Annotated in this window: 25 protein-coding genes; 10 read left to right on the forward strand and 15 right to left on the reverse strand. The window is 45.8% G+C overall.

Features of this window, described 5'->3' with window-relative positions:
• Position 1 precedes the first annotated feature (1 nt).
• Positions 2 to 814 (forward strand): DUF3108 domain-containing protein, encoded by an 813-nt coding sequence (locus KUA46_RS12950; RefSeq protein WP_022120510.1) that lies wholly within the window; start codon positions 2 to 4, stop codon positions 812 to 814.
• Positions 815 to 881: 67 nt separating this feature from the next.
• Here KUA46_RS12950 and KUA46_RS12955 read toward each other — a convergent pair whose 3' ends face one another.
• The 10 genes from KUA46_RS12955 to KUA46_RS13000 form a co-directional block, all read right to left on the reverse strand.
• Positions 882 to 1,838: a sensor histidine kinase gene (locus KUA46_RS12955; protein WP_022120511.1), complete on the reverse strand. Its 957-nt coding sequence runs from the start codon at positions 1,836 to 1,838 to the stop codon at positions 882 to 884.
• A gap of 12 nt (positions 1,839 to 1,850) precedes the next feature.
• Positions 1,851 to 2,663: a hypothetical protein gene (locus tag KUA46_RS12960; protein ID WP_218487476.1), complete on the reverse strand. Its 813-nt coding sequence runs from the start codon at positions 2,661 to 2,663 to the stop codon at positions 1,851 to 1,853.
• A gap of 89 nt (positions 2,664 to 2,752) precedes the next feature.
• The gene (locus KUA46_RS12965) at positions 2,753 to 3,460 is read right to left on the reverse strand and encodes a response regulator transcription factor (RefSeq protein ID WP_022120513.1); all 708 of its coding nucleotides are present in this window, start codon (positions 3,458 to 3,460) and stop codon (positions 2,753 to 2,755) included.
• Positions 3,461 to 3,654: 194 nt separating this feature from the next.
• Positions 3,655 to 5,520, reverse strand: coding sequence for a 4-hydroxy-3-methylbut-2-en-1-yl diphosphate synthase (locus KUA46_RS12970; RefSeq protein ID WP_218487477.1), 1,866 nt, complete (start codon positions 5,518 to 5,520; stop codon positions 3,655 to 3,657).
• A gap of 52 nt (positions 5,521 to 5,572) precedes the next feature.
• Complete coding sequence (gene purE, locus KUA46_RS12975; protein ID WP_006848250.1) at positions 5,573 to 6,079, reverse strand: 5-(carboxyamino)imidazole ribonucleotide mutase; 507 nt, start codon at positions 6,077 to 6,079, stop codon at positions 5,573 to 5,575.
• A 25-nt stretch (positions 6,080 to 6,104) separates the two neighbouring features.
• Positions 6,105 to 6,713, reverse strand: a complete 609-nt coding sequence (locus KUA46_RS12980; RefSeq protein WP_006848251.1) for a phosphatase PAP2 family protein — start codon at positions 6,711 to 6,713, stop codon at positions 6,105 to 6,107.
• A gap of 82 nt (positions 6,714 to 6,795) precedes the next feature.
• A complete protein-coding gene (gene rpoN / locus KUA46_RS12985) occupies positions 6,796 to 8,319 on the reverse strand; it encodes an RNA polymerase factor sigma-54 (protein ID WP_153118845.1) in 1,524 nt (507 codons plus the stop codon).
• 2 nt (positions 8,320 to 8,321) lie between these two features.
• A complete protein-coding gene (locus KUA46_RS12990; protein WP_022120516.1) occupies positions 8,322 to 8,966 on the reverse strand; it encodes a hypothetical protein in 645 nt (214 codons plus the stop codon).
• A 719-nt stretch (positions 8,967 to 9,685) separates the two neighbouring features.
• Positions 9,686 to 10,768: a C1 family peptidase gene (locus tag KUA46_RS12995; protein ID WP_218487478.1), complete on the reverse strand. Its 1,083-nt coding sequence runs from the start codon at positions 10,766 to 10,768 to the stop codon at positions 9,686 to 9,688.
• A 64-nt stretch (positions 10,769 to 10,832) separates the two neighbouring features.
• Positions 10,833 to 11,780: a FimB/Mfa2 family fimbrial subunit gene (locus KUA46_RS13000; RefSeq protein ID WP_218487479.1), complete on the reverse strand. Its 948-nt coding sequence runs from the start codon at positions 11,778 to 11,780 to the stop codon at positions 10,833 to 10,835.
• A gap of 219 nt (positions 11,781 to 11,999) precedes the next feature.
• On the opposite strand from KUA46_RS13000, the gene KUA46_RS13005 reads away from it, so the two are divergent.
• The 6 genes from KUA46_RS13005 to KUA46_RS13030 all read left to right on the forward strand — a co-directional run bounded on the left by KUA46_RS13005 (position 12,000) and on the right by KUA46_RS13030 (position 16,381).
• Positions 12,000 to 13,265, forward strand: a complete 1,266-nt coding sequence (locus KUA46_RS13005) for a peptidase U32 family protein (protein WP_006848256.1) — start codon at positions 12,000 to 12,002, stop codon at positions 13,263 to 13,265.
• Positions 13,265 to 13,696, forward strand: a complete 432-nt coding sequence (locus KUA46_RS13010; protein WP_006848257.1) for a SufE family protein — start codon at positions 13,265 to 13,267, stop codon at positions 13,694 to 13,696. Before KUA46_RS13005 ends, KUA46_RS13010 begins: the two co-directional genes overlap by 1 nt.
• A 39-nt stretch (positions 13,697 to 13,735) precedes the next feature.
• Positions 13,736 to 14,275, forward strand: coding sequence for an RNA methyltransferase (locus tag KUA46_RS13015; protein WP_022120523.1), 540 nt, complete (start codon positions 13,736 to 13,738; stop codon positions 14,273 to 14,275).
• A 208-nt stretch (positions 14,276 to 14,483) separates the two neighbouring features.
• Positions 14,484 to 15,653 (forward strand): ATP-binding protein, encoded by a 1,170-nt coding sequence (locus tag KUA46_RS13020; protein WP_022120524.1) that lies wholly within the window; start codon positions 14,484 to 14,486, stop codon positions 15,651 to 15,653.
• Between the two features lie 114 nt (positions 15,654 to 15,767).
• Positions 15,768 to 15,920, forward strand: a complete 153-nt coding sequence (locus KUA46_RS13025) for a hypothetical protein (protein ID WP_218487480.1) — start codon at positions 15,768 to 15,770, stop codon at positions 15,918 to 15,920.
• A 215-nt stretch (positions 15,921 to 16,135) separates the two neighbouring features.
• Positions 16,136 to 16,381, forward strand: a complete 246-nt coding sequence (locus KUA46_RS13030; RefSeq protein ID WP_217745752.1) for a hypothetical protein — start codon at positions 16,136 to 16,138, stop codon at positions 16,379 to 16,381.
• A 221-nt stretch (positions 16,382 to 16,602) separates the two neighbouring features.
• Here the strand turns inward: KUA46_RS13030 and KUA46_RS13035 are convergent, their stop codons facing one another.
• Positions 16,603 to 17,889: an IS1380 family transposase gene (locus KUA46_RS13035; RefSeq protein ID WP_434725798.1), complete on the reverse strand. Its 1,287-nt coding sequence runs from the start codon at positions 17,887 to 17,889 to the stop codon at positions 16,603 to 16,605.
• A gap of 191 nt (positions 17,890 to 18,080) precedes the next feature.
• Between KUA46_RS13035 and KUA46_RS13040 the strand changes: the two genes are divergently transcribed.
• Both KUA46_RS13040 and KUA46_RS13045 read left to right on the forward strand, forming a co-directional pair.
• Positions 18,081 to 21,245, forward strand: a complete 3,165-nt coding sequence (locus KUA46_RS13040; RefSeq protein WP_218487616.1) for a BspA family leucine-rich repeat surface protein — start codon at positions 18,081 to 18,083, stop codon at positions 21,243 to 21,245.
• A gap of 22 nt (positions 21,246 to 21,267) precedes the next feature.
• Entirely contained in the window at positions 21,268 to 21,411 is a 144-nt protein-coding gene (locus tag KUA46_RS13045) for a hypothetical protein (protein WP_153138298.1), read from the forward strand.
• A 108-nt stretch (positions 21,412 to 21,519) separates the two neighbouring features.
• Here the strand turns inward: KUA46_RS13045 and KUA46_RS13050 are convergent, their stop codons facing one another.
• Both KUA46_RS13050 and KUA46_RS13055 read right to left on the reverse strand, forming a co-directional pair.
• The gene (locus tag KUA46_RS13050) at positions 21,520 to 22,470 is read right to left on the reverse strand and encodes an Rpn family recombination-promoting nuclease/putative transposase (RefSeq protein WP_420377702.1); all 951 of its coding nucleotides are present in this window, start codon (positions 22,468 to 22,470) and stop codon (positions 21,520 to 21,522) included.
• A 604-nt stretch (positions 22,471 to 23,074) separates the two neighbouring features.
• Positions 23,075 to 24,580: an acetyl-CoA hydrolase/transferase C-terminal domain-containing protein gene (locus KUA46_RS13055; RefSeq protein ID WP_022120556.1), complete on the reverse strand. Its 1,506-nt coding sequence runs from the start codon at positions 24,578 to 24,580 to the stop codon at positions 23,075 to 23,077.
• Positions 24,581 to 24,803: 223 nt separating this feature from the next.
• Here KUA46_RS13055 and KUA46_RS13060 point away from each other — a divergent pair, with 223 nt between their 5' ends.
• Positions 24,804 to 25,187, forward strand: a complete 384-nt coding sequence (locus tag KUA46_RS13060) for a type IIL restriction-modification enzyme MmeI (protein ID WP_334650108.1) — start codon at positions 24,804 to 24,806, stop codon at positions 25,185 to 25,187.
• 97 nt (positions 25,188 to 25,284) lie between these two features.
• On the opposite strand, the gene KUA46_RS13065 is transcribed toward KUA46_RS13060, so the two are convergent.
• Positions 25,285 to 25,653: a HepT-like ribonuclease domain-containing protein gene (locus KUA46_RS13065; protein ID WP_006848887.1), complete on the reverse strand. Its 369-nt coding sequence runs from the start codon at positions 25,651 to 25,653 to the stop codon at positions 25,285 to 25,287.
• Positions 25,637 to 25,939 carry a nucleotidyltransferase family protein gene (locus KUA46_RS13070; protein ID WP_006848888.1) on the reverse strand — a complete coding sequence of 101 codons (303 nt, stop codon included), beginning with the start codon at positions 25,937 to 25,939 and terminating at the stop codon, positions 25,637 to 25,639. Before KUA46_RS13070 ends, KUA46_RS13065 begins: the two co-directional genes overlap by 17 nt.
• Positions 25,940 to 26,007 lie beyond the last annotated feature (68 nt).

Below are 26,007 nucleotides of genomic sequence, written 5' to 3' on the forward strand. Positions count from 1 at the left end.
TATGAAAACGATCAAATCATTCGGGATTGCATTATTGCTACTTCTGGTCAGCACTACGGTGTCTGCCCAGTGTACCTTCCGTAATACAGCCTTCAAGTCGGGTGAGTTCCTTACTTACAATCTGTATTACAATTGGAAGTTTGTTTGGGTAAAAGCTGGTAATGCCAGTATGTCTATCGTTCAAACCACCCGTCATGGTAAGCCTGCTTATCGCGGTTCTCTTGTTACAAGAGGCAATAAGCGTGTAGATGATATCTTTGTGCTTCGCGACACTCTGCTCTGCTACAGCGGCACCGATATGGCGCCTATGTATTTCCGTAAGGGAGCTCACGAGGGCAAGCGCTATACGGTAGATGAGGTATTCTACAGCTATTCTGGCGGTAGGTGTCATCTCAAACAGCACCGTCAGCAGCATGATGGTAAGCATGTATGGAAGAATGCCACCTACGATGATTGTGTTTTTGATATGATGAACATCTTCCTGCGTGCCCGCAGTTTCGATCCTGCCAACTGGAAGAAGGGTTATACCGTAAAATTCCCTATTGCTGATGGAAAGAACCGCACTCCAGCTCAGATAAAGTTTGATGGTAAGGTTACCATCAAAGCAGATAATGGTGTGAAGTACCGTTGCCTGCGCCTTGCCTATATGGAGTATGAGAATCGCAAGTATAAGAGAATCGTAGATTTCTATGTAACCGATGATGAGAATCATATTCCTATCCGTTTGGATATGTTCCTCAAGTTTGGTGCTGCCAAGGCATTCCTCGTAGGAATGAAGGGTGTGAGAAATCCGGTTTCTTCAATCGTGAAATAAGATAAAACAAAGCTCTCGGTGCATGATGCATCGGGAGCTTTGTTATTAATATGGCTGTGCAAGCTGATTATTTCGGCAGCGATATGGTGAACACCGACCATTTGCCTTTTTCGCTCTTTACGCTTACTTTGCCGCCATGGGCATTGATTACCTGCAGCACGTAGTTTAGGCCGATACCGAAGCCGCCACGGGTCTTCCGGGCGTCTCTTTCGTGCTCAGCAGCACGCTCAAAGCGGTTGAAGATTGTTTTCATCTCACTTCTGGCTATGCCGATACCCTCATCGTATATCTTGATATATACATTTCTGTCATTCTCGAAGGTGGAAATCTGAATGTTGATTTCTTCCTTCGAGTATTTAGTGGCGTTATCTACTATATTACTGATAGCCTCCTTCAGATATTCCTCATCTGCCAGTGCTGAAGTGGCTCCGAATAGGGTGGTGATATGAATCGGTTTCGCCGATTTCGCCTTGTATTTATCTACCACATCCTCTATCATTGCCTCCAGATCTATTTCAGCCTTCTGGATGCTCAGTTTACCATGTTCCAGTTTTGAGATGGTAAGCAGGCGGTTGATGAGAGCAAGCAGATGCTGTGCCTCGTCTTCTACGATACAGAAATATTTCTCCTTCATTTCCGGCTTCTTCTCCAGTACGCCGCTGTGCAGATATTTGGTTCCCATGATGATAGAGGTGAGCGGCGACTTCATGTCGTGAACCATTGCATAGGAGAAATCCTCGCGCAGCAGGCGAACCCTTTCCTGCTCATCGATATAGTTGATTTGGTCGATAAGGCTCAGAATGATGACCACCGTGGTGAGTAGAGAAGTGAGCAGGGTGATGCGACTCTGGTAGAGTGCCGAGAAAAAGGCATGTGCCCTCACATCGGCTGCCAGACTCCAGGGATTATCGTAGCCCATCTGGTGAACGCTCATCTGGAATGAGTTATATATCCAGAAAAGTTGCATGCATAGTACGGCTACCAGCGCTATCGTACCTAGCATTTTGGTTCTGTTTGCCTTCATAATCAGGTGGTTTTAGTATTCTTTTTCTTCTTCATCCTCTTGTATCAGCAATGGTTCTATATTCTTCTTGAGAAGATAGAATCCATAGCCCATCATGCCCAGTCCCAGGATGCATACTAGGATGGTAACCCAGTTGCTGCCCAGGTTGAACGGAACCATATTGGATATGAGATAAACCGCGAATATAACGATGGAACTTCGGGTTTTGCAGTAAAGCCAGAAACCGTATAAGGTGCATGGGAGGGCTGCCAGGACGTAAAATATCCAGAGTGCCATTCCCTCGCCCGAACCTGCTGTCAGCGTAGTTGGCATAATCATGAGCAAGTATACAAGCAGAACGACCCATTTCTTCTTTCCGCTTTTCAGAAGTTCTTCCAGAATGGCACCATAGAAAACGTAGGCTGAGATAAATGTGCCTACCAGCATCAGTGGGAGAATCTGGAAAAAGCCGAACTGGCTCATTTCTTTAGGCATAAAATGAATGCCTAAGTAGCTCATCAGGGCATAATAGGCGATGATAAAGCCCAGCATCGGCATAGAGCCGTAGAGCATGAGTTGCCATTTGCTCTCTGGCTTTACCTTGCCAAGCGTAAAACTCGAAAACTTGCCTTTATGAAAGGTAAACCAGATGATGAGTGTAGCTATCAGGGCGAAAGCTATGATGAAAGGAAACATTTCTGTTGTAGTCATATCTCCCTTGCTGTTGCCTGGCATGTGATCACTACCTATATAGGCATAATACAGGCCAAAGCAGAAACCGCTTATCAGGATAGTGATGAAAAATTCAGCTATCAGGAGAAAGAAGTATAGTATCGCTTTTAACATATATGTTTGTCTTTAATAATCTGTTTTCTTTTCTATCATTCCGTATAGAGATGATTCGTTTTACTGATTTTCTGAGGCTTGAGATGCGTCTATTCTGCGATGAGTTTGAATCCCACACCTCTGATGGTTTTCAGTTCTACGCCCGGTTCGTCTTCCAGCGCCGTACGGATTTTCTTGATGAAAACATCGAGGCTTCTGGAAGCAAAATAGTCTTTGTCTTCCACGCCCCAGAACCGGCTCAATACGGCTTCGCGGCGCACCACCTCGTTTTTGTTTACTGCCAGCAGTTCCAGAATCTTTGCCTCTCGTGCGGTGAGCATTTTCTGTTTACCATCCTGCGTATCTTTCAGAGTGGCATGGTCGGCATCTAGAATGTATTTACCCAGTTTTATCTGGTTGCTGGCGTTTTCGCTGCGGGCTCCGGCTTTCAGTTGGAGCAGGCTATGTATATGAGCATCAAGCTCTTCCGGAATAAACGGCTTCTTCACATAGTTGTTGGCCCCGGCGGCATAACCTGCCTTCAGGTCTTTCGGCGAGGTGAGTCCGGTGGTAAACAGAATTATGGTTTTTCCGTCAACCTCGCGTATTTTCTTCACCATTTCTATTCCGTCCATGATGGGCATGTCAATATCAGATACGATAACATCGGGCTGAAAGTCTTGCCACACCTTCAGTCCTTCCTTGCCGTTTACGGCAGTTTTCACCTCATATCCTCCGATGATATCTTCGAAGCAACTTTTCTCCATATAGGCGAGGTTTTCATCATCCTCTACCAGGAGCAGTTTAGTATTTGCCATAATCTTTTCAGTTTTTGATGATTACTGTTGCAAAGATACATTTTTTTTGTGAAAGAGCCATATAAAGAGGTGGAGATTAACTTAAAGATAACATTCATTCCTGAACTTTTGAAGGCACTATGGATTAGGAACGGGGAGTGATTAGGGGGGTATAAATTAGGCACGGATTACGCGGATCCGTGCCTAAATAATTATTACTTGTCCGAGTCGATGAGGGCGAGCAGATGCTCTACTGCCACCTCCTGCGGAATATTCTTTTCTACGCAAACCTGCTTGCGGTAGAGGCTTACTCGGTTAGGACCGGCACCTACGTAGCCGTAATCGGCATCCGCCATTTCGCCTGGACCATTCACGATACAGCCCATGATACCTATCTTCAGCCCCTTGAGATGCTTGGTTGCCTCCTTGATCTTGGCGATGGTTTCACGAAGATCGTAGAGGGTTCTGCCGCATCCCGGACAACTGATATACTCGGTCTTGCTGGTGCGCAGACGGGCTGCCTGGAGAATACCGAAAGCGGTTTCATCTATTGTCTGGGCAGGGATGTCTCCATTGTTCATCAGCCAGATACCATCGGTCAGACCATCAATCATCAAGGCTCCCATATCAGCAGCAGCCTCCAGCTGGAAGTCGCTCTTTTCCTCCTTGCTGTGCTGGTACATCTCGGCGAAAACCACAGGGTTCTTCAAGCCGGCATTCATCATCTCGTGAACCAATGCACGCTGGTCGCCCAGACGGTTCTGATGATTGCTTACGCAGATAACCACTACCTCAGGATGAGCCTTCAGACAGGCGATATATTCCTCGGCAGGTGTACCAAACTGCAGGGTGAGGAACTTCACGTCTGCCTTGATGCTGGCGATGAGCGGCATCGCCATGGCAGGGAAGATAGGGTAGAGTTTGGCACCAGTCGTCTCTGGCTTGCTGTTCAGCGTCTCGTAAACGTTGTAATCTACGATGTAGCTCTGGCCAGCCACAAACTGCTTAGGCATCTTGCCACCGATGTAGATATAGTCTGGAGTAGCATCCTTGTTCTCACAAGCGGTGCTCTCGCCGTTGATTCGGTTGCTGATAACCACCGGAACGTTGCTGCCGCCGATATTGCCTACAGCCACGGTTTCGCGGCGGGTAGGGCGCAGCCAGTCGAATGAAGGACAAGCTGTGGCAGGAATCATCAGATGCCCCTTCTTCTTGCCGATGTAATCTACCAGATGGCGTGCCACAGGAATCTCTGCAGCCGGTTCCTCGCTCAGGCTTACACGAACGGTATCGCCGATGCCATCAGCCAGGAGGGCACCGATACCTACGGCACTCTTGATTCTGCCATCTTCGCCTTCGCCGGCTTCGGTTACGCCGAGGTGGAGTGGGTAGTTCATGCCTTCCTTCTCCATTTCTTCTACCAGGAGGCGCATGGAGCGAACCATCACAACGGTATTGGATGACTTGATGCTGATAACCACATCGTGGAAATTCTCCTTCTTGCAGATGCGCAGGAACTCGAGACAGCTCTCTACGATGCCCTCTGGCGTATCGCCGTAGCGGTTACGGATGCGGTCGGAGAGTGAACCATGATTCACACCGATGCGGATGGCAGTATGGTTCTCCTTGCAGATGTTGAGGAAAGGTACGAAACGATCCTCAATCTTCTGAAGTTCGTGGGCATACTCCTCGTCGGTATATTCCTGCTTGATGAACTTGCGGGCAGGATCCACGTAGTTGCCAGGATTGACGCGCACTTTCTCACAATAGAGAGCAGCCACATCGGCAACGTTAGGATTGAAGTGAACATCGGCTACGAGCGGAGTCTGATAGCCGTCGGCACGGATGCCGGCATTGATGTTTTTCATGTTCTCTGCCTCGCGGGAACCCTGAGTGGTGAAGCGCACCAGCTCGCCACCAGCCTTGATAATCTCCTCAGCTTGTCGCACGCAAGCCTCGGTATCATTGGTGTTGGTGGTGGTCATCGACTGGATGCGGATAGGATTATCGCCACCCAGGTCGATGGCTCCGATATGTGCCACAGAAGAGGCACGGCGGGTATAATTGAATAAATCTACCATAATATATAAGATAAGATATGCCCCAAAAGAATGGGGCATATCACATATTAGATTAATTACACTTGAAGTCGTATTTCACCTCAGCCAGGTCCTTGTTGGCCTTCTCGATCTTGGCACCGAGACCCGCCTTCCAAGCCTCTACCTTCTGAGCCACTTCCTCATCGGCAAGGGCAATCATTTCAGCAGCGAGGATGGCAGCGTTCTGAGCCGCATTCACACCAACAGTAGCTACAGGAATGCCAGGAGGCATCTGGATGATGCTGAGCATGGCATCAAGACCATCGAGCATACCCTTGATAGGCACGCCGATTACTGGCAGAGGAGTAGATGCTGCGATAACACCAGGAAGGGCGGCAGCCATACCGGCAGCGGCGATGATAACCTTCACGCCACGCTCCTTGGCTCCCTTGGCGAATGACTCTACTGCATCTGGAGTGCGGTGAGCAGAGAGGGCATTAACCTCGAAAGGAATCTGGTTGTCGTTCAACCACTTACATGCTTTTTCCATAACAGGCAGATCGCTTGTACTGCCCATAATAATGCTTACTAATGGTTTCATTTCTTCTTATATTTTATTATAAACTTTATATTACCAATATAGCACAGGCGGTGCCTATCAGGAATCCTGCAACTACCTGTGACAGCGTATGTTGTCGGAGTATCATGCGGGCACTTCCTACTGCGCCTGCCATCATCAGCACAAGGCAGAGCCACCACAGCGGATTGAAATTGAAGGCTACAGAATAAGACACCAGAGCTCCTGCCACACCTCCGATGGCTGCCGTATGGGTGCTGATCTTCCACCATACATTGATGAAGGCGCAAATCATCTGTATCGCCAGCGCTACCACTACGATGATACTGATGACGCGAGGCGTATTGCGGTATTCCATCCAGAAAAAACAGCCGAAGTAACATACGATAGAGAGGATGTAAGGCACAATACGACGCTCCTTCTTGCCCAGTTCACGCGAGGTCCAGCCTTGAACCATGCGGTAGAGGTGGATGAGTAGCGATGGAGCTACGACGGTCAGGAGGTAGACCATGCCCAGCATCACCAGTTTGTATCCTATCGGTAACAGCGACATATAACTGAAGATGAACAGAGCAATCAGTCCTACCATCGGCAGATAGAAGGGCGTGAAGATCATGCTCATGATGCGTGCTGTCAATATGATATTCTTCTCTTTCATAACACTAATAACGTATATATTCTTTTTATCTCTCAAATATTTTGTGGTGGGCCCCGGTTTCTTCCTGACTCATACCACTATCTTATTTCCTGAGTCGTGCCACCGGTATGCCCAGTTGCTCCCTATATTTTGCCACCGTACGTCGTGCGATAGGGAATCCCTTCTCCTTCAGCAGTTTGGCGAGTGCATCATCGCTGATCGGCTTTTTCTTGTCTTCTTTCTCGATGATGTCGTGCAGGGCAATCTTGATTTTGCGGGTAGACATCTCTTCGCCGTCTTCAGTGGTGTAGCTGTCTGTGAAGAAGAACTTCAGCGGGAAGGTGCCCCATTTAGTCTGGGCATACTTCACGTTGCTCACTCTTGAGATGGTACTGATGTCCAGTCCCGTGCGTTCTGCTACATCCTTCAGGATCATCGGTTTCAGGTCAGCCTCGTCTCCATCCAGGAAAAACTGCCGCTGTATGTCGATAATTGCCTTCATGGTGACGATGAGGGTATGTCTTCTCTGCTTGATGGCTTCGATGAATCCCTGTGCCTTGTCCACCTTTTCCTTGGCGTAGAGCAGGGCTTCCTTGTCGCTCCGGCTCATCTTGTCTTTATGCTTCCTGTAGGTGTCAATCATGTCGGTGAATGATGGCGAAACCGTCAGTTGCGGAATGTTGCCACGATTCAGCGAGAATGTAATCGTTCCGTCGTCATTGGTGTCGATGATGAAGTCGGGGGTAATCTGCTGCATGTTTCTTCCCTCTGTTTCGCCCATCGATGCGCCCGGTTTCGGGTTCAGCTTTCTGATTTCTGCCTGCAGGGTTTCTACCTGTGTATCGTTCAGTTCCAGTCCTGCCTTGATCTTGTCCCAATGTTTCTTGGTAAACTCATCAAAATAGTCGGTAAACACCTCTTCCATCGTCTTGCGGAGCACACCTCTCGGCAGTCTCTTAACCTGCAGCAGGAGGCATTCCTGCAGACTTCTTCCTCCTACACCGGCTGGGTCGAAGGTCTGTAGAATGTGGAGCACGTGCTCGATGTCTTTTTCCGTAACATCGATGTTGTGATAGATAGCGAGTTCATCGCAGATGCTGTCCAGGTCCTTGCGGAGCAGTCCGTCGTCATCCAGTGAACCTATGAGATATTCCATTACTTCCTTCTCCTTGTTGCTGAGCGGCTGCATGTCCATCTGTTCCTTCAGCTTATCATAGAAAGAGGTGGTGTCGCCGTAAACCATTTCTTCGTAGTCAGCGCTGTCCTGGTTGTTGTATCTGTCTGTATTGTAGTCAGGCATCTGGTCGTCTTTTCCGATGCTTTCCAGTGCCTGGTCCAGTTCGTCTTTTCTTTCTTCTTTTTCAGATTCAGCCTCGTAGGCATCCTCATCGCTGCTGTTGTCGTACTCATCATCTGCGGGCGAATCATCATTGGCGACATTCTCGTTGAGCATGTCGTCTGGGTTCTCGCTTTCCAGAGCGGGATTATCGTCCAGTTCTGCATTGATACTGTCTTCCAGTTCCGTGAGCGGCATTTCCAACAGTTTCACCTGCAGCATTTGCTGGGCTGAAAGTCTTTGAAGTTGCTGTAACTTCTGTGCCTGTGTCTGTATGAGTTTTTGAGCCATAATTACTTAAAGTATTCTTTTAGTTCGTTGGCAAGCTGGTAAAGCCTGTCTGGATTTCCGTTTCCGTATTGGTGCCAGATGTCGCTGCATGCTTCTAGCAGCGGGTGTATCAGCACATCTTCGCGGTTGAGATAGGGGTCGCAGTACATGAATACGCCCATCGCCTCGGCAATGACCTTCGGTGATGTCCTGATGAGTTTTCCCAGGTCGATGATTTCCGGTGTTTCCGGCACCATGGTGATTGGTGTGAGCTGGAAGTAGAGATCGAGGATGATGATGAGTTTCACGGGGGTGAGCGATGGCTCACTTTCCAGTGGTTCCCAGTTTTTCTCGAATGTTTCCTTCACTTCCACTCCCTCGAAGAACTGTATGGCGTTTCCGCAGCCGTTCATCTGCCTGATGCGCTGTATATCGCGCTTCAGTTTCTGTGGCTTATCGGCATACTTCTCCCATAGTCGCTTGATTCTCGGAGTCACCATTCTGAGTTTAAACATCTGTTCGTGCAGAAACTCAGGTGGAATATGCAGTTCCAGGCTCAAGTCGACCATCCCTTTCGAATAGAGAGGTTTCACGCCCATGGGCTTCTTCTGGTACAGCTGCAACAGCAGGAGCCAGTATTCTTCGTTCCAAAGAGGATGTCTTGCCATAATTTCCTATCTTTATATATCTTCTGCAAAATTACGATTTTTCGTTGGTAAAACAAAATAATTTGGCGGTTATTTTCAGAAAAAATAAAGAGCGCAACTTCGAATGATTTCGAAATTGCGCTCTTTTAATACGATATTCCCAAATTTCTCATAACTCAAGGGCTTTTTGTTACCCTTTCCATTACGAAGCCCGAAGCAGCAATTCTGCTCAGGCGTCATCTTTGGTTATCCCATACATTTGATCTTTTTACCTTCAACTTACCTGTTGAATTATCCTGTTGTCCTTGAATAAACAATCTTTAAATTTACCTTTAAACTAAAACCTAATAAAAAAACAACTAACAATCTTAAACCTAAAAACCTAATAACCTAAACTTTTTGTCGTCCTTGAATAAACAATCTTTTCTTTACCTTAACTAATACCGTTTCACTGAATAAACAATCTTAAATTTACCTTTAAACTAACTAATAACCTAAAACAACTAACAATCTTAACCTAAAAACCTAATAACCTTTTTGTCTTATTGACGATGCAAAGGTACGACGATTTTCCGAACCCACCAAATGTTTTAAGAGAAAATCACATAAAAAAGCCTCTTTTTTGATATAAATCAACTATGTGTGTGCGCACACACGTGCTATTTAACAGCTATTTGATGTATGTCAACCATTTTAACACATTTCTTATGTCTGAAGCCTGTTTGGGAGCTTATACCTTATTATATATGCATCTTCATTATATATGCATCTTCGCTCATGAACACGGCGATGGTCTTGAGGCGCAGATAGTCTTCCGATAGGTAGATGAGTCCCTTGTTGCCCCAGTTCTTGCCCCATGAGTTGCGGCAGACGTAGAATCTCTGCTTGCCTTTCATGAAGGTACCTATGATTTCCATCACATGATCATCGGTGGTGCGAAGCTGTTCAAACTCCTTCTGTCGCGATGCCTGGGTCACGGGGCGTTCCATCGGCTGTATGTCTACACAGTTCTTCTTTGGTTCCTTGAAGCCAGGTTCGCTGATGTCACCTTCCCAGCATACCGGGTGTCCTTTTTCTACCGCCTTCCTGATGTGGAGCATCAGCTCGTCGAGCGGAAGGTTCAGATAGGCATCGTGCATCCGGTTATCGGGAATCTCGAGTGCAAAGTATTCTCTGTAAGGATGATGCGAGAAACTGGTGAGCGATACATACTCCTCGGGATAGCATACGCTGTGGGCAAACTCTTGAGGGGTATATTCGGCACCCAGCATGTGTACGGCCTTGGCAGGCATGTAGCCTATTTCTGCGTCAAACAGGTCGTTCAGTTCCTCTTTGAGCTGGCTGATGCCCGCTTTCTTCGAGATGGCGCCATCGCACAGTTTCTGCACCTTGCGGCAGAGCACCTTGTAGTTCACGTGCTTCGGATCTTCATAGCTGTCGTAAGGTTGTGCACCATACTTATCTATATAATGTATCAGCATCGGGGCAGTACCGCGCAGGCTGATGTTCTTCTTTCCCTGTGCAAAGTAATATTCCAGTGCCTGTTCTTCCAGCATCATGCGGGCTATGTAGGCGATGGAGAGATTCACGGAATCCCCCTTCATGATGTGCTCGCTTTCGATGGTGGCAAGCATGCCGTATGCCCAGCAGAGTTCGCTGTTGCCCTGGTCCTTGACGGGCGTAGTACTGATCAGGTGGATATGCTCCGGAAGATAATCCTCGCCTCCACCTGTCTCTGGGATACCGCCTCGCTGCTGTCTGTATCCGCAACCGGCGAATACAAGCAGAGCGAGTCCTATGGTTATAATGTTCTTTCTTTCCATGCCGCAAAAATACAAAAAAGATTTTAATCTGTGGCATTAATCTTTCTTAAAACGCCATGGGTTATTAAAATTTCTTGTCATAGCCTGATGCAGGAATCTCCGGCTGGTTTATCGTGAACGACATATTGTTAGGGTAGGTGTAGAGCGGACCGGTATAGGTAGTCTTCTTTCCGATGACCAGGTGTACGTTGTCAAAGTTGACGGTCTTTACTGCTTTTCCTTCCTTGTCCTTTCCAGCAGTTGTTATATGAATGTCGGTTACATCATTGTCGGTCAGAAGGGTGTAGAGGGTGAATTTGATGTATGGGTTCTGGTATTCTTTGGGGTCGAAAGTCCAACTTCGGGTGATGGTAGCCTTTTCTTTGCAGAATCCGGTAGAAGGATTGAACACCGTACCGCAGCTTCCGCTTATCGTGATATCCTGCGTATTGGTAGTAAGAGGCATCGGGTCGGTAGCTTGCAGTTTAAAACAGCTGACGGCACGTTTCAGCGAAACATTCTGTGTTACGGCTTTGCTGCCCGATTCCACCTTGATATCCTGCAGGGTATACGCCATATCGCGTACGATGTTGTTGGCAAAAGTCATTTCATACCTTGATTTTACTTCGATTCGTTCTTCCTGCTGCAAATCAGTTTTTGCTGCTACGGCAACGAGCGTGTATTCTCCTGCCGGCACCTGCAGGCTGACGTTTCCGAATTTGTCATCCCAGTTTTCCTGTCTTACGGTATAGCCGGCAGTAGTTTCATCTCCTTTCGGAATGAGACATACTTGCAGATCTGTGTAGAGGTTTGCATCCTTGAGCGATTGCTTGCTCCCGTCGGCTCTCGTTCTGGCAAGATTGCTCTCTTCATCCTGACCGATAGGCACAATGGATTTTTCGAAGAAGCAGAATCTTACTTCTTGGTTCTTGACTTGTGGTGTTGTTTCAAGCATCACGTTTTCTTGTGTGCAACTAACCGTTGTGGTCATTGCCAGGAACAGAATCATTCCTGATATAAAAGCTTTCTTCATACGCTTTTATTTTAATTAATAATACCAGCCGTAAGACTGGATTGTATTCATAAAAAAGAAGAATATCCTAGGGATATATTCTTATTTATTGGCAAATATAGACAAATAATCATGATTGATTTGTCAATATAATCGAATTTATGTCATTTTTTCTCCATTTTTCTGTGTTTTGTCTTCATTTTGGTGTAACTTTGTACCCGAAAAAAGATAATTGCATTCATGAATACAAAGATAAACGAATTTGAAGTGATGGCACCAGTGGGCTCACGCGAGTCACTGGCTGCTGCCATACAGGCTGGTGCCGACTCCGTATACTTTGGTATCGGCAAGTTGAACATGCGTTCCCATTCAGCCAACCATTTTACTATCGATGATTTGCGTGAGATTGCTGCCACCTGCAACGAGCATGGTATCAAGACCTATCTCACCGTCAATACTGTCATCTACGATAACGACATCCCAACGATGAAGGAAATCATCGATGCTGCCAAGGAGGCAGGCATCTCTGCCGTCATTGCCAGCGATGTGGCTGTAATGAGCTATTGCAATGAAGTGGGCGAGGAGGTTCATTTATCCACACAGTTAAATATCTCAAACACAGAGGCTTTGAAGTTTTATGCACGCTTTGCTGATGTTTCCGTACTGGCACGTGAATTGAACATGGACCAGGTGAAGCACATCCATGAGCAGATAGAGCAGCAGAACATCTGCGGACCTATGGGCAAGCAGATCCGCATCGAAATGTTCTGTCATGGTGCTCTGTGCATGGCTGTATCGGGCAAGTGCTACATGAGTCTCGCTAATGCCAACCGCTCTGCCAACCGTGGCGAGTGTGTGCAGATCTGCCGCCGCAGCTATACTGTTACAGATAACGAAACTGGCAACCAGCTTGAAATCGACAATAAGTATGTGATGAGTCCGAAGGACCTGAAGACCATCCGCTTCATCGACCGCATGATGGATGCCGGTGTGCGCGTCTTCAAGATTGAAGGCCGTGCCCGTGGTCCAGAATACGTATATACCGTAGTGAAATGTTATAAGGAGGCGATAGCTGCCGTGCTCGACGGAACCTTTACCGAGGAGAAGAAGGATGAGTGGGATGAGAAACTCGCCACCGTCTTCAACCGTGGTTTCTGGGATGGTTATTACCAGGGGCAGACTCTCGGTGAATGGAACAAGCATTACGGTTCCGTAGCTACCGAGAAGAAGGTGCTAGTGGGCAAGGTGATGAAATATTTCTCTAAGTTGGGTGTGGCAGAAGTAGCCGTAGAGGCATCTACCTTCGACAAGGGCGAGAAACTGCTGATTACGGGTAACACCACCGGTGTGATGTATCTCCATGCCGATGAAATCCGCTACGACCTGAAACCGGTAGAAACAGCGCAGCAGGGCTGGAGAGTTTCCATCCCTGTACCAGATAAGGTACGCCCTAACGACAAGCTCTATAAGTTGATTACAGTAAACGAAATTAAAGAAATAAAATAATGGCAACAATTAATGAATTGCAGGATGAAGTAGTAGAGGAGTTCCAGGATTTCACCGACTGGATGGACAAGTATCAGATGCTTATTGACTTGGGCAACGAGTTGGCTCCTCTCGATGAGAAATACAAGAACGAGCAGAACCTTATCGACGGCTGCCAGAGCCGCGTATGGCTGCAATGCGATTATGTAGATGGCAAGCTCGTATTCACTGCCGATAGCGATGCGCTCATCGTAAAGGGTATCATCGCCCTCCTCATCCGTGTATTGAGCGGTCATACCCCAACCGAGATTATGGATGCCGACCTCTATTTCGTAGAGAAAATTGGTCTGAAAGACCATTTGAGTCCAACCCGCAGCAATGGTCTTCTGGCGATGATCAAGCAGATTCGCATGTACGCCCTTGCCTACAAGACCAAAGAGGCAGAGGCTTAACCGCCTCTGATTATATTATATATAATAAGGTATATTATAATGCGCAAATTAAGAACGATAGAGATGAACCGCCTCACCCTGGAGGAATTCAAGGAAGCCGAAAAGCTGCCCCTGATAGTGGTCCTGGATGATGTGCGTTCATTATATAATGTAGGAAGTGTTTTCCGTTCCTGCGATGCCTTCCGTGTAGAGGCGGTGTATCTCTGCGGAATCACCGCCACCCCTCCCAATGTCGAGATTCATAAGACGGCATTGGGTGGCGAAGACAGCGTGGATTGGGAATACTTCAAGACTACCGAAGAGGCGGTAGAGAAGTTGAAGCAGAAAGGCTACTTTGTATATAGCATCGAGCAGGTAGAAGGCTCCACCAAGCTCCAGAACCTGCCTGAGGCTCACCCTTCCCTCTCCAAAGGCTACGCCGTTATTTTCGGCAACGAGGTGAAGGGAGTCAAGCAGAACATCGTGGATATGAGCGATGGCTGCCTGGAGATTCCTCAGTTCGGCACTAAGCATTCCTTAAATGTCAGCGTCACCGCCGGTATTGTAGTCTGGGAGTTTGCCAAACTTTTGAAGCTATAAGTTGAGTTCATGCCAAACTTGCGTTTTTTGCGAAGTTTGGCATGAACTCATTTGTTAATAACAATGTGCAAAAATCCCTCAATGAGGGATAAAAATGATTAAATTCATCCCTCATTGAGGGAACTTTTCGAAAGAATTCATCCCTTATTGAGGGATTATTTGTATCTTTGCTGCAGTTTTAAACGATATTCATCTAAAAGAGCAAGATATGATAGACAATAAACTATATGAATATATGGCGGAGTTGTTGAAACGTACTCCGCTTGATTTCATCAGATATAAATATGATGAAATCAACTGGAATGGACGATTAGTAGGTATCGTTGGTCCGCGAGGTGTTGGAAAATCCACCATGATACTTCAGCGCATTAAGCTATCTAAGGAAGGCCATCATCTGTATGTGTCTGCCGACAACATCTATTTTTCAAATCATTCCTTAATCGACTTTGCTGACGAGTTTATCAAGGAGGGTGGTACACATCTTTATATAGATGAAATTCACAAGTATGCCGGATGGAGCAGAGAACTGAAGCAAATTTACGACATGCACCCATCCCTGAACCTTATCTTTACCGGTTCATCGGTCTTGGATATCAAGAAGGGCGAAGCTGATCTGAGTCGTCGGGCGCTGATGTATATGATGCAAGGCTTGTCGTTCAGGGAATACCTGCAACTTTTTGAAGGCATCAAGACCAGAGTTTTCAGTCTCGACGAAATACTCAATCACCAGGTAGAGATTCCGGGGTTGGATCATCCATTGCCTGTTTTCAGAGCGTACCTCGACCATGGCTATTACCCATTTGCCATAGAGGGAGATTTTACGCAAAGAATGCTGCAGGTGATAGACCAGACGGTAGAAGTTGACATTCCGCAATATGCTGATATGAAAGCTTCAACAGCACGCAAACTGAAGCGTATGCTCGTCATTCTTTCCGGGTTGGCTCCCTACAAGCCAAGCGTAGAGAACCTCGCCACGGAAATCGGGGTAAGTAAGAACAACGTGCCTGATTATCTCGTCTATTTGGAGCGTGCAGGAATGATAGGTCTGCTCAGAGATGATACTTCGGGTATGCGCAATCTGGGGAAGGTGGAAAAAGTTTATGTAGATAACCCAAGTCTGATGTCAGTACTCACCTCTAATCCCAACATAGGAAACATAAGGGAAACTTTCTTCTACAATCAGATGAGAGAAAAGCAAGACGTTACTTCCTCCAGGGTTTCCGACTTTACCATTGGTGATTATACCTTTGAGATTGGCGGAAGGAAGAAAGGCAAAAAGCAGATAGAGGATGTAAAAAACGGACGTATCGTAAAAGACGATATAGAGACGGGGCATGGAATCATCATCCCTCTCTGGTATTTCGGCATGAATTATTAGAGTCGTGAACTTGCGAAACTTCAGAATAAAGAAACTTTACACCCCTGGCTTTCGGAAAGAGAATTTCGAGAAGCAGGAAGACTGGTGAGCCGGCGGGGGATACCATATTGAATCATGGTTATCCTGTCACGCTCGCTGGATATTTACAAGAACGAGTTGGCACGCTACTTCACTTCATGCCTAGACTCCACCTTCCGCCTCTGGCTTGCCGAGGTACGTTTTGTGGCTTCTCTGCCTGCACCTATCTGTACCGCATTTTCAAGTTAAAGGAAGGTTGTACTCCTACCGAATGGCGGGAGAAAATGGCTGAAAATGTAGCCGCAGAGGATAAAAAGCAGGATTAACCATTTTTCGATAAATAACAGGAAAACACATCGCAAAATGAAAAAATACGTTAAAAAAGGTGTCGCATTCATAGGAATGCGACACCTAAACATAGGAATGCGACACCTTTTTTGAAAAAAAAACACTATATTTGCACCATGAAAGAAATATTAGAAACCATGCCAAGGATAGAATTAGCCCTGATCATCATCGGGACGGCGGCACTCATGTTAGGCATCATCTTCGTATATGCTATGATACATGAGTACAGGATGTATCTTGAGGAACATCGGAAGGCTCGCATCACCTTTCGTGATTTCTTCAAGCAGGAACAGTTTTATATCTTTCTATTTCTGGTATCGATATTCATCATGTCGTTAAACCTCCTGTATTTCCTGGAGTGAATTTCGGCAATAAGCAGACAAATATAAATAACAAATATAAAATTAAATTATCCTCAAATCCGCAACCTATAGGGTTTCGTGGGAATTTACTTGTAAAACGACAAAAATTCTTTTATTGTACATATTCCTTGGGCATAACAGAAACGTCGTAAACACAAAATTCCCTTACCCCATAAAGCGACTTGAGGTAATACGCCGGTTTAACCAGAAAAGCATGGCCTTTAACCAAAGTCTGTCTTGAACAGGTTGGCATAAGCATAGTTGTCTGAATAAATGTTCAATACATGCCTACGTGACGTCTTAATCCATTTTGCAGGAACAGAGATGAACTTGAACACAAAGGTCTTGATTCTGCTGGTGGCACGCAATCCAAATTCATGGGTTTTCAATCTCTGCATAATAGCTTTGTAGAAGTTTCTGATGAAAGCTGTCATAAGCAGGAATACAGTATTCTGTGCCATGAACGATTTTGGCAACCGATTCCAGCCAAAGCCATTGTTCATGTCATCGAAGATGCGTTCCTTGCCACCACGAAGATTGTAGAATTCCACAATGTCTCTTGCACTCGACTTGTAATCGTTAGTCAGTATACATCTGTAGGTATATTCGCCTTCCCAAATGTCAAGGTCTCCCTCTATTCGCCTTTGTCTCTGTATGACAAGACGATACGGTTTTCCTTTCCATTTCTCAACAAGGATGGAATTCAGCTCAAATTCAATACCGTTGATTTCAACAGTTTTCCATCCAGTCAAGGCAAACATGGAATCGTAGAAGGAAGAGCATCTGTTGGCACGAATATAAAAATGCCTGCAATGGGCCTCTACCATATCTACGATTTCCTCCGAGCATGAGCCGCAATCCATGCGGGCACGGGATATATATACTTCTGATGCCTCCAGTCGCTTGAAGATTCTTTCCAAAGTCTCTCTTTGGTTGAAGCGCACGTTTGTGTTGCCGTCTCTATTTTCAATACCGACAATCATGTCGTTAATGACTGCCACACCTGGACTATAGCCCAGGAACTTCTTGTAGGTTGGTTTTGCATCATGCTTCTCTGTTTCAATGAACTGATGGTCAAAGTCAAAATCATACTCTTGACCGGATTTCAATTGACCAGTAGCAAGCAGGGCTTTGATCAATAAGCAGTTCATCTTGTCTGCAGTATTGAAATCATAGGAGTTGCCAGAAGCAGATTTATAGGTGATGTTCTTACAAGTCAGTTCTTCGATAGCACGCAATATGGTGTCTGCGCTGCAAGTGCGAAGAGTTGGATGAAGAGACAAATGTTTCATCAAGTGAGTTGTAACATCCTCAATACATGAGCCGCCACAAAGATATACGCACATCAGAGAGCGTAGAATTTCGCTATATTGATAACCAAACATAGTGCATCTCAATCCCAAGGTGGAATCTATGGTTTGAGCTAAAAGAGCATCAAATTGCTCCATAATAGAAAAAATTCCTCCAAAAGGAGTGAGTTTCTCAGATTTTATTTGTACTTTTGCCATGTCATTCAGAGTTTTATTTGTTTTTTATTTGCAACACTAAGATAAGTGAAATTTCTGACATGGCAAAATCCTGAGCAACTTTTTGTTGCTCAGGTGCTTATAAAAAATATTAAATTATAGTGTTGCGGAATTAAGGATTATGAAAAAAATTACCAATCAATTCAATGTGTCGCATGTCGACCGTATGAACTATGGGGGGGGCAAAGTTCTATAGATTTGCCCTGTTCCCATTGATGTTGTTGATGTTGTTGTTTGTGCCTACACGTATGGTGGCGCAGACCCCAACAGAAGACCCACGCTATGCTTTGTTTAATGGCTTGGATGGTATAACCGATGTTACCATTACTGATGACGGCAGTTATCCTTGGAAGATGCTGGACTTGAACGCAGATGGAATGAAGGATCTTGGCTTCACTATTCCTGATGGTAGCAAAGGACTGATGTCAAGTAATTATAATGTGGACGGAAGTTCTTCAGAGACTGTAGTCAATTTCACAGTAGAAAAGCCTATGTTATTGATGTTTAAGTATCTCGTTTCTTCAGAAGAATTTGATGAAGCCACTATTACTTTAGATAACAAAAAGTCTTGGACGATTAGCGAAATAGATCAAATAGAGATTAAAGAATTATTATCTGTTGGCAAGCATTCTTTGAAGTTGTCTTACAAAAAAGACGGCTCAGTTAATGAAAATGCCGACCGCACATGCATATACGATCTGAAAACAGCAACCACTTTTTCTGAATATGTTGCAGACTACGTTGCTACGAACTCTACATTGACTTTCAAAAAAATCACTTCAGACAATCTGGAAGGTCTTGATTTAAGCCGTATGGCTGTGGTGCATAACATCGATATGGTGGCAATTGTGTGCACTAATTACAGTAGTATCAAGAATATCGTTTTCGATGAGAGTTTCAAAACTTACGCTCCTACATCGTTGAGTGGATTCTTTGTAGGCTGCGAAACCTTGGAAACAATTTCAGGCCTTGAATATTTGAATACAGCGAATGTGGAGATTATGGACAATATGTTCAATGGCTGCTCCGCTCTCACTTCTCTCGACCTCACTAACTTCAACACAGCGAAGGTGACGAATATGAGCTATATGTTCAATGGCTGCTCCGCTCTCAAATCTCTCGACCTCACTAACTTCAATACAGCGAAGGTGACGAATATGGGCAATATGTTCGAGGGCTGCTCCGCTCTCACCTCTCTCGACCTCACTAAATTCAACACAGCGAATGTGACGGATATGAGCTTTATGTTCAAGGGCTGCTCCGCTCTCAAATCTCTCGACCTCACTAACTTCAACACAGCGAATGTGACGAATATGAGCAATATGTTCAAAGGCTGCTCCGCTCTCACCTCTCTCGGCCTCACTAACTTCAATACAGCGAAGGTGACGGAAATGGGCAATATGTTCAATGGCTGCTCCGCTCTCAAATCTCTCGACCTCACTAACTTCAATACAGCGAAGGTGACGGAAATGGGCAATATGTTCAATGGCTGCTCCGCTCTCACTTCTCTCGACCTCACTAACTTCAACACAGCGAATGTGAAGTTTATGGACTATATGTTCAATGGCTGCTCCGCTCTCACCTCTCTCGACCTCACTAACTTCAACACAGCGAAGGTGACGTATATGAACAATATGTTCGAAGGCTGCTCCGCTCTCACAACCATCTACGCCAGCGACAAGTTTGATACGGACAATGTTAAGCACGGTTTAGATATGTTCACTGGTTGCAAAAGTCTCAAAGATTATAGCGATAGCAAGACCGACCACAACTATGCCAACTACGGCCCGGATGGTTATTTTACTCCAGTATTTGATTATGCCGAGTTTGACAATGCTACTGGAACGCTTACATTCAGACGCGGCCTTTCCAAGCCCGAAGGTGCTTATGATTTGAATGAAGAAAATAACGAGCCGGGGTGGCTTACGCAAAAAGAAAATATCTATAAGGTGGTCTTCGATGCTTCGTTTGCCAATGCAAGACCAACGAGCTGTTGTTGGTGGTTCGGAAATTGCTTTTATCTGACCGAAATTGAAGGTATTGAGAATCTGAATACCCAGAATGTGACGGACATGAGAGATATGTTCACTTGCTGCTATGCGCTTACTTCGCTCGACGTCTCTATCTTCAATACTCAGAATGTGAAGAATATGAACGGTATGTTCTGTGACTGCTCCAATCTCACCTCGCTCGACCTCACAAACTTCAACACAGCGAAAGTGACGAATATGGGCAATATGTTCCTTGGTTGCTCCAATCTCACCTCGCTCGACCTCACAAACTTCAACACAGCGAAGGTGACGGATATGCACTTTATGTTCAAGGGTTGCTCCGCTCTCACCTCGCTCGATCTCACAAACTTCAATACAGCGGAGGTGAGGGATATGAACCGTATGTTCTATATGTTAGATAAATCATCCACCGCTCTCACAACCATCTACGTCAGCGATAATTTTGTAACGACCAATGTACAAAATGGTGAGAAAATGTTCAAAAATTGTACAAAACTCAAAGGTTTTCAAAAGTATTCCTTGCTCGATACCGACCACCGATACGCCAACTACAAGACTGGCTACTTCACCAAGCTGGTAGGTAAGAATGGTGAAGAGAAGATAGGTGCAACGGGAAAAACTCTTGCTACGGAGAATCTTGTTCTTGACGACGGCAAGGACTTCGTGGCTTATGAGCCGTTCGCAGCCAAGGAAGCATCTTACAACCGAGATATCCCTGAAGGTTCTACCTGGGGAACGCTCTGCTTGCCTTTCGCCATTGACCAGAGCAAAGAAACAGGATGTAAGTTCTATCGTCTCACAGGTATTGACAAAGATTGCATCACTCTTGAGAGTTATGAAGATGGAGCAGAAATCCCTGCTGGTACTCCGGTGCTCTTCAAGATGAATGAGGGTGTGAAGAAGCTTGAAATTTCTGCACAAGATGCAGACCTCGTTAAAGAGCCAGTAGCTGGAACAAACACAGATGTCAACCTCGTAGGTTCATTCACCAAGATTGGCGGCAATGGCAATCAGGGTCTTGACAAAAACGACTACATCATTGGTAAGAATAAATTCTGGCGTGTCTTTGACTTGAATGATGGCAATGGCGTGGGCATCAAACCGATGCGTGCATATATCCATCCTGCCACAGCATCTCAGGCAAGAGCAGCCATGCTGAGCATCGGAAAGGGTGATGGCACTACTGCCATTGACAACCTCAACGCCATCAGCAACGATGCCAATGCAGAATACTATGACGCGAATGGTCGTCGTACCAATGGTCTGCAGAAGGGTCTGAACATCGTGAAGCGTGGCAGCAAGACTTATAAAATCATGGTTAAGTAAAGAATTTTAAAATCAAAAGGATATGAAAAAGAAAGAATATAAAAAGCCAGAGATGCAGGTGGTAAATATCACCTCTTGCACCCTCCTTGCAGCATCTACTATGGGGCAAGGAAGCAATGGCGATGATAAACCAGATATGGAAGGCGGCTATTATTGGGGTGAGTAACAGTCATTATAACGCCTAACGGCAAAATACAAGGGTCTATATGCCACGAAGAACAGGTGGCGTATAGACCCTTGATTATATGGAGATATTCGTAATCTACGTCTCCGTTTATGAATTGCTCAGATTCTTAATGATTTCCAAAGGTAGCTGGGTAGCTTTGGCAACCTGTTCGGCAGAAAGTCCCATTGCCAGCAAACGTTGTGCTGTTTCTGTGTTGGCCTCATGTTTGCCTTCTGCTCTGCCTTTCTCCATACCTTTTTCCATACCTTCCGCAAGACCTTTTTCCATACCTTCCTTCATACCAATTTCCTTACCCTCAGCTATGCCTTCACGCTTAGCGGTGTCTACGGAATTCTTGATGTCGCGATATGCCATCTTGCTGGTCTCGTACTCCCTCATTTCCTGCGGAGTGAACTTGGCTATCTCGGCTTCCTCGAAGAGACGGTCGAAGACTTTGTCGCACAGCTCTTTAGGACGCTGGGTAAGCTTATAGAGGTTCTTCAGTGCATAGAGCCACTTCTCGTAGAGCGTATCCAGTTCTTCCAGGGGTTTGTTGAACTTAGAAATCTCTACATAGATATATTCGAGTTTGTCGTAAAATACTTTGTGGGTAGCTGTGTCGCATAACTGCACATGATGGCGGATTTTCTCCTTGTCGAAAGCATCCTCGTTCATGTTGAAGTTGAGCAGGGCAACGGTATAGATATGATTGAGTTTGAAATCCCATTCATTTCCCTTGGGTGCCTGTTCGCGAATCGGGAAAGTAGAGTAGAAAAGGGCGCGATCCTTGAAATACGTCTGGTACGCATTCTGCATTTCTACGATGAACTTCTCGCCGTTTTCGCCTTCGCAATATACATCAAAGATGGCTCTGCGGTCGGTATAGACATCTCCGACGTGCTCTGGATTCAGATACTTCACGTCCTTCACAACCTGTCTGCCATTAAACAAGCTGTTAAGGAAGCAAATGAGCAAATCCTTGTTTATTGCTGTTCCAAAAATTCGCTTGAAACCGAAGTCGGTCAGCAAGCTGATATATCTTTCTTCTACCTGCTTCATAATCAACTGTATTAAAAATCCATGCCGCAAAGTTACGGTTTTATTTTCAAACCCGCAAGAGATTTCCGGGAAAAGTTGCTGAAAAAGTTTTATGGTTGCATGCAAGCACATGAAGAAGAATACTCAAGTGGTTCAATCAAGCTACTCAAGTAGTTCAGTCAGCGAGTTCAGACGTCTCTGTTAGCTGATGCAGACGTCTCTGTTAGCTGATGCAGACGTCTCGATAAGCTTACAGATACGTCTCCGTTAGCCTACGCAGTCATATTCGTAACCCGATGCAGTCATATTCGTGACCCGATGCAGTCATATTCGTAACCCGATGCAGCCATATTTGTAACCCGATGCAGCCGTATTCGTGAATAAGTTTTATGTAATCATCTATCATCCATCACGATTTGGGGTTATCACTCACGATATTCTTACTACACATTACCAGATACTGCATATCATTGTTGAAGCACTTGCGATAGATTGACTTATACTGATAACATATAATAAGCGGCATTCCTTGGATATGAATGCCGCTTATCATATAATTCAATATTTTTCTGAGTCATCTATGAAAGATTTGTCTTCTCGGTTTTCACAATCTTTCGGCCTTCTCTTATTTCAGATATTCTCCGAAATCTGTCAATCTCATATCGCCCTTCTTCAGGAAGGTATCGTGCATGGCGAGGGCAGCACGCATGCTCTGTGGCTCGTGGCCCTTCTCGGCAAACTTCAGATACTCACGGAGCATAGGGCGGTAATCCGGATGGGCACAGTTTTCGATAATCTCTTTGGCACGGCGCAATGGGCCTTTGCCACGGAGATCGGCAACTCCCTGTTCGGTAACAATCACATCCACATCGTGCTCGGTGCTGTCCACATGACTGCACATCGGAACGATGGCAGAGATGCAACCGTTCTTGGTGGTACTCTGCGTGGTGAAGATAGAGATGTAACCATTGCGCTCGTAATCGCAGGAACCGCCTATACCATTCATCAGCTTGCTGCCGCAGATATGGCTGGAGTTCTCATTGCCGTAGATATCGCACTCAATGGCGGTGTTCATGGCGATGACACCCAGACGGCGGATGACCTCAGGAGAGTTTGAAATCTCACTCTGGCGGATGGTGAGATGCTTCTTGAAGTAATCAATATCATCATACACCTCTTTCAATGTATCATTGGTTACGGTGAGCGAAGAGCAGGAAGCATCCTTGATTCTTCCCTCGCGCATGTATTTCACCACGGCATCCTGAACCACCTCGGTATAAACGCTGAATACCGGCACGTTAGGGTTCTGTCCCAATGCCTCAAGAACGGCATTGGAAGTTACGCCCACTCCGCTCTGCAAAGGCAGGAACTGAGGAGGAATATGTCCCTTCTTCAAGTCGCTGACCAGAAAATCAGCCACATTATGTCCCATCTGTTCGGTCACAGGGTCGAGCGGTTTGAAGGCACGCGCCTCCTCCGGAATGTTGCATTCTATCACACCCACAATCTTATGTGCATCAATCTCCACATACTCCTTACCTATTCTATCGCCTACGTTCATGATAGGGATAGGTGTGCGGAATGGGCATTTGGCTATCTCGTATACATCGTGAAGATAACGGGAAGCTGGACTGTGGAAGGTATTCTTCTCGATGAGCACCTTCTTGGCAAGGCGGACGATGGTAGGAACAATGCCGCCGGCAGAGGTTAGGAATGCCTTGCAGGTAGTTTCGCCTTCTTCCAAATCAGAAACTTCGATGATGGCAAGGTCTATTTCGCCATAGAAGCCACGGCGCAGGCGCTCAGCCATGTGGCCGAGGTGCATATCCTCATAATCAATCTCGCCCAGGTTGGTATGAGTTCTAAAGTCCTTGTTGGTAGAAAATGGCGCACGGAACTTGATGGCATGGGCTGCTGCCATGTCACCTTCGATACTCTGCGAGGTAGAAGCACCCGTGAGGATGCCCACCTGGAAAGGTCTGCCCGCCTCGTGCTCAGCCACGGCTCTCTTGGAGAGTTCGCGGAAGGTTGCCTTAGGCACGCCGTTTGGTGTGAAACCACTCAATCCGATTGTATCTTGATCGTTAATCATCGCTGCCGCTTCGGCAGCACTCAATCTTGTATATGCCATTTTCTTCTAACTTAATACTCATTAGCGGAACTTATAGCCGCCTTCTTGATAATTGATAACAGTTTGCGGCTGCAAAGTTACACATTATTTTCGATATACGCTAATGTTTTGATAATTTTATGCATATATTAGGCAAAAAACTTACAAATAGTGAATAGATATACAAAAACTACTTATTTTATGCAAAAAGATAGCCGAATCAAAAAGCCTGATTGTACTTCTCATCCCTTCCGCCACCCTCTACCACTTCGGCATCTTGGAGTCGAACGTCCACATGGCATGGATGCGAGCGGTGTGCGGTCGCCTGAAGAGCGACTATCGCTACAGCAAGGACGTGGTGTATAACAGCTTCCCTTGGCCATCGCCCACTGCCGGGCAAAAGGAAAAGATAGAGCAGAGTGCCCAGGCTATACTCGATGCCCGCGCCCTATACCCCGACTCCTCGCTCGCCGACCTCTACGACCCTACGCTCATGCCGAAGGAGCTTTTACAAGCCCATCGCCAGAACGACCGAGCCGTGATGGCAGCCTACGGCTTCTCCACCAAGATGACGGAGAGCGAGTGCGTAGCTGAGCTGTTCAAAAGGTATGCGGAAATGGTTGAATAAAGAATTTGCAATATAAGCCAACAAGGGCATTTGCCGACATAATCTGCAAATGCCCTTGTTGCGATTAAGGCCCCAAGAGTATAGAAGAACAAGTTCATCATTCCCCACAATAATGTTCCCAATCTATCTCGTTCAGGTATTTCTCCACTTGAGCCTTGATTTCGGGAATATTCTCCTTTGCTGTTGCCCAAAGAATACGAGGCAACACCTGCGAATAACCATGCACCAAAACATGGCGCATACCTTCCACCTGTTTCCAAGGAATCTCTGGGTGACTTGCCTTGAATTCCTTGGTCAGCATATAAGCAGCCTCGCCTACTATCTCTACATTTTTCATCGTTGCAAAATAGACTAAAATATTTGAGGAAAACTCCTCAAAATCTATCCCATCAATGATTTTGAGTACGTTGGAAGAATACTCCACAATGTCTTCCAATCTTCCTTTATCCCTAACTAGCTCTCTCATATACCAAGATTTTATCTCGTTCCACACTCTCCTGAGCATACGGACGCAAAGAGCCATCAACTACCAAGTCAACTTCACGACCTAGCAGTTGCTTCAAATCCTCATACATTCCTCCATGGGTAAGCAAAGTAAACGAACCATGCTCAAAATCGGGGACAAAGAGAATATCTATATCGCTCTGAGCCTTTTCTTCACCACGAGCAAAAGACCCAAAGATCCATGCCTTCAACACAGGCTTCCTTGACATATAGTCATGAATTATACGTATAATTTGAAATCTATCCATATTTACCTCCTCTTTTTAAATAGTAATCACGCTGCAAATATACACCTTTTATTTTTTATCTCCAAACA

Origin of the sequence: Segatella copri, assembly GCF_019249765.2 — a bacterium.
GTDB classification, from domain to species: Bacteria; Bacteroidota; Bacteroidia; order Bacteroidales; family Bacteroidaceae; genus Prevotella; species Prevotella copri_K.

Coding starts and splice junctions, on each gene's coding strand:
- KUA46_RS13030 (WP_217745752.1), top strand. CDS start 16,136: ATGAAAGAAATATTAGAAACCATGCCAAGGATAGAATTAGCCCTGATC.
- rpoN (WP_153118845.1), bottom strand. CDS start 8,319: ATGGCTCAAAAACTCATACAGACACAGGCACAGAAGTTACAGCAACTT.
- KUA46_RS13010 (WP_006848257.1), top strand. CDS start 13,265: ATGGCAACAATTAATGAATTGCAGGATGAAGTAGTAGAGGAGTTCCAG.
- KUA46_RS12980 (WP_006848251.1), bottom strand. CDS start 6,713: ATGAAAGAGAAGAATATCATATTGACAGCACGCATCATGAGCATGATC.
- KUA46_RS12970 (WP_218487477.1), bottom strand. CDS start 5,520: ATGGTAGATTTATTCAATTATACCCGCCGTGCCTCTTCTGTGGCACAT.
- KUA46_RS13055 (WP_022120556.1), bottom strand. CDS start 24,580: ATGGCATATACAAGATTGAGTGCTGCCGAAGCGGCAGCGATGATTAAC.
- KUA46_RS13025 (WP_218487480.1), top strand. CDS start 15,768: ATGGTTATCCTGTCACGCTCGCTGGATATTTACAAGAACGAGTTGGCA.
- KUA46_RS13005 (WP_006848256.1), top strand. CDS start 12,000: ATGAATACAAAGATAAACGAATTTGAAGTGATGGCACCAGTGGGCTCA.
- KUA46_RS13065 (WP_006848887.1), bottom strand. CDS start 25,653: ATGAGAGAGCTAGTTAGGGATAAAGGAAGATTGGAAGACATTGTGGAG.
- KUA46_RS12965 (WP_022120513.1), bottom strand. CDS start 3,460: ATGGCAAATACTAAACTGCTCCTGGTAGAGGATGATGAAAACCTCGCC.
- KUA46_RS12960 (WP_218487476.1), bottom strand. CDS start 2,663: ATGTTAAAAGCGATACTATACTTCTTTCTCCTGATAGCTGAATTTTTC.
- KUA46_RS13045 (WP_153138298.1), top strand. CDS start 21,268: ATGAAAAAGAAAGAATATAAAAAGCCAGAGATGCAGGTGGTAAATATC.
- KUA46_RS13050 (WP_420377702.1), bottom strand. CDS start 22,470: ATGAAGCAGGTAGAAGAAAGATATATCAGCTTGCTGACCGACTTCGGT.
- KUA46_RS13000 (WP_218487479.1), bottom strand. CDS start 11,780: ATGAAGAAAGCTTTTATATCAGGAATGATTCTGTTCCTGGCAATGACC.
- KUA46_RS12995 (WP_218487478.1), bottom strand. CDS start 10,768: ATGGAAAGAAAGAACATTATAACCATAGGACTCGCTCTGCTTGTATTC.
- KUA46_RS12990 (WP_022120516.1), bottom strand. CDS start 8,966: ATGGCAAGACATCCTCTTTGGAACGAAGAATACTGGCTCCTGCTGTTG.
- KUA46_RS12955 (WP_022120511.1), bottom strand. CDS start 1,838: ATGAAGGCAAACAGAACCAAAATGCTAGGTACGATAGCGCTGGTAGCC.
- KUA46_RS13015 (WP_022120523.1), top strand. CDS start 13,736: ATGCGCAAATTAAGAACGATAGAGATGAACCGCCTCACCCTGGAGGAA.
- KUA46_RS13035 (WP_434725798.1), bottom strand. CDS start 17,889: ATGGCAAAAGTACAAATAAAATCTGAGAAACTCACTCCTTTTGGAGGA.
- KUA46_RS13040 (WP_218487616.1), top strand. CDS start 18,081: ATGGGGGGGGCAAAGTTCTATAGATTTGCCCTGTTCCCATTGATGTTG.
- KUA46_RS13020 (WP_022120524.1), top strand. CDS start 14,484: ATGATAGACAATAAACTATATGAATATATGGCGGAGTTGTTGAAACGT.
- KUA46_RS12950 (WP_022120510.1), top strand. CDS start 2: ATGAAAACGATCAAATCATTCGGGATTGCATTATTGCTACTTCTGGTC.
- KUA46_RS13070 (WP_006848888.1), bottom strand. CDS start 25,939: ATGGATAGATTTCAAATTATACGTATAATTCATGACTATATGTCAAGG.
- purE (WP_006848250.1), bottom strand. CDS start 6,079: ATGAAACCATTAGTAAGCATTATTATGGGCAGTACAAGCGATCTGCCT.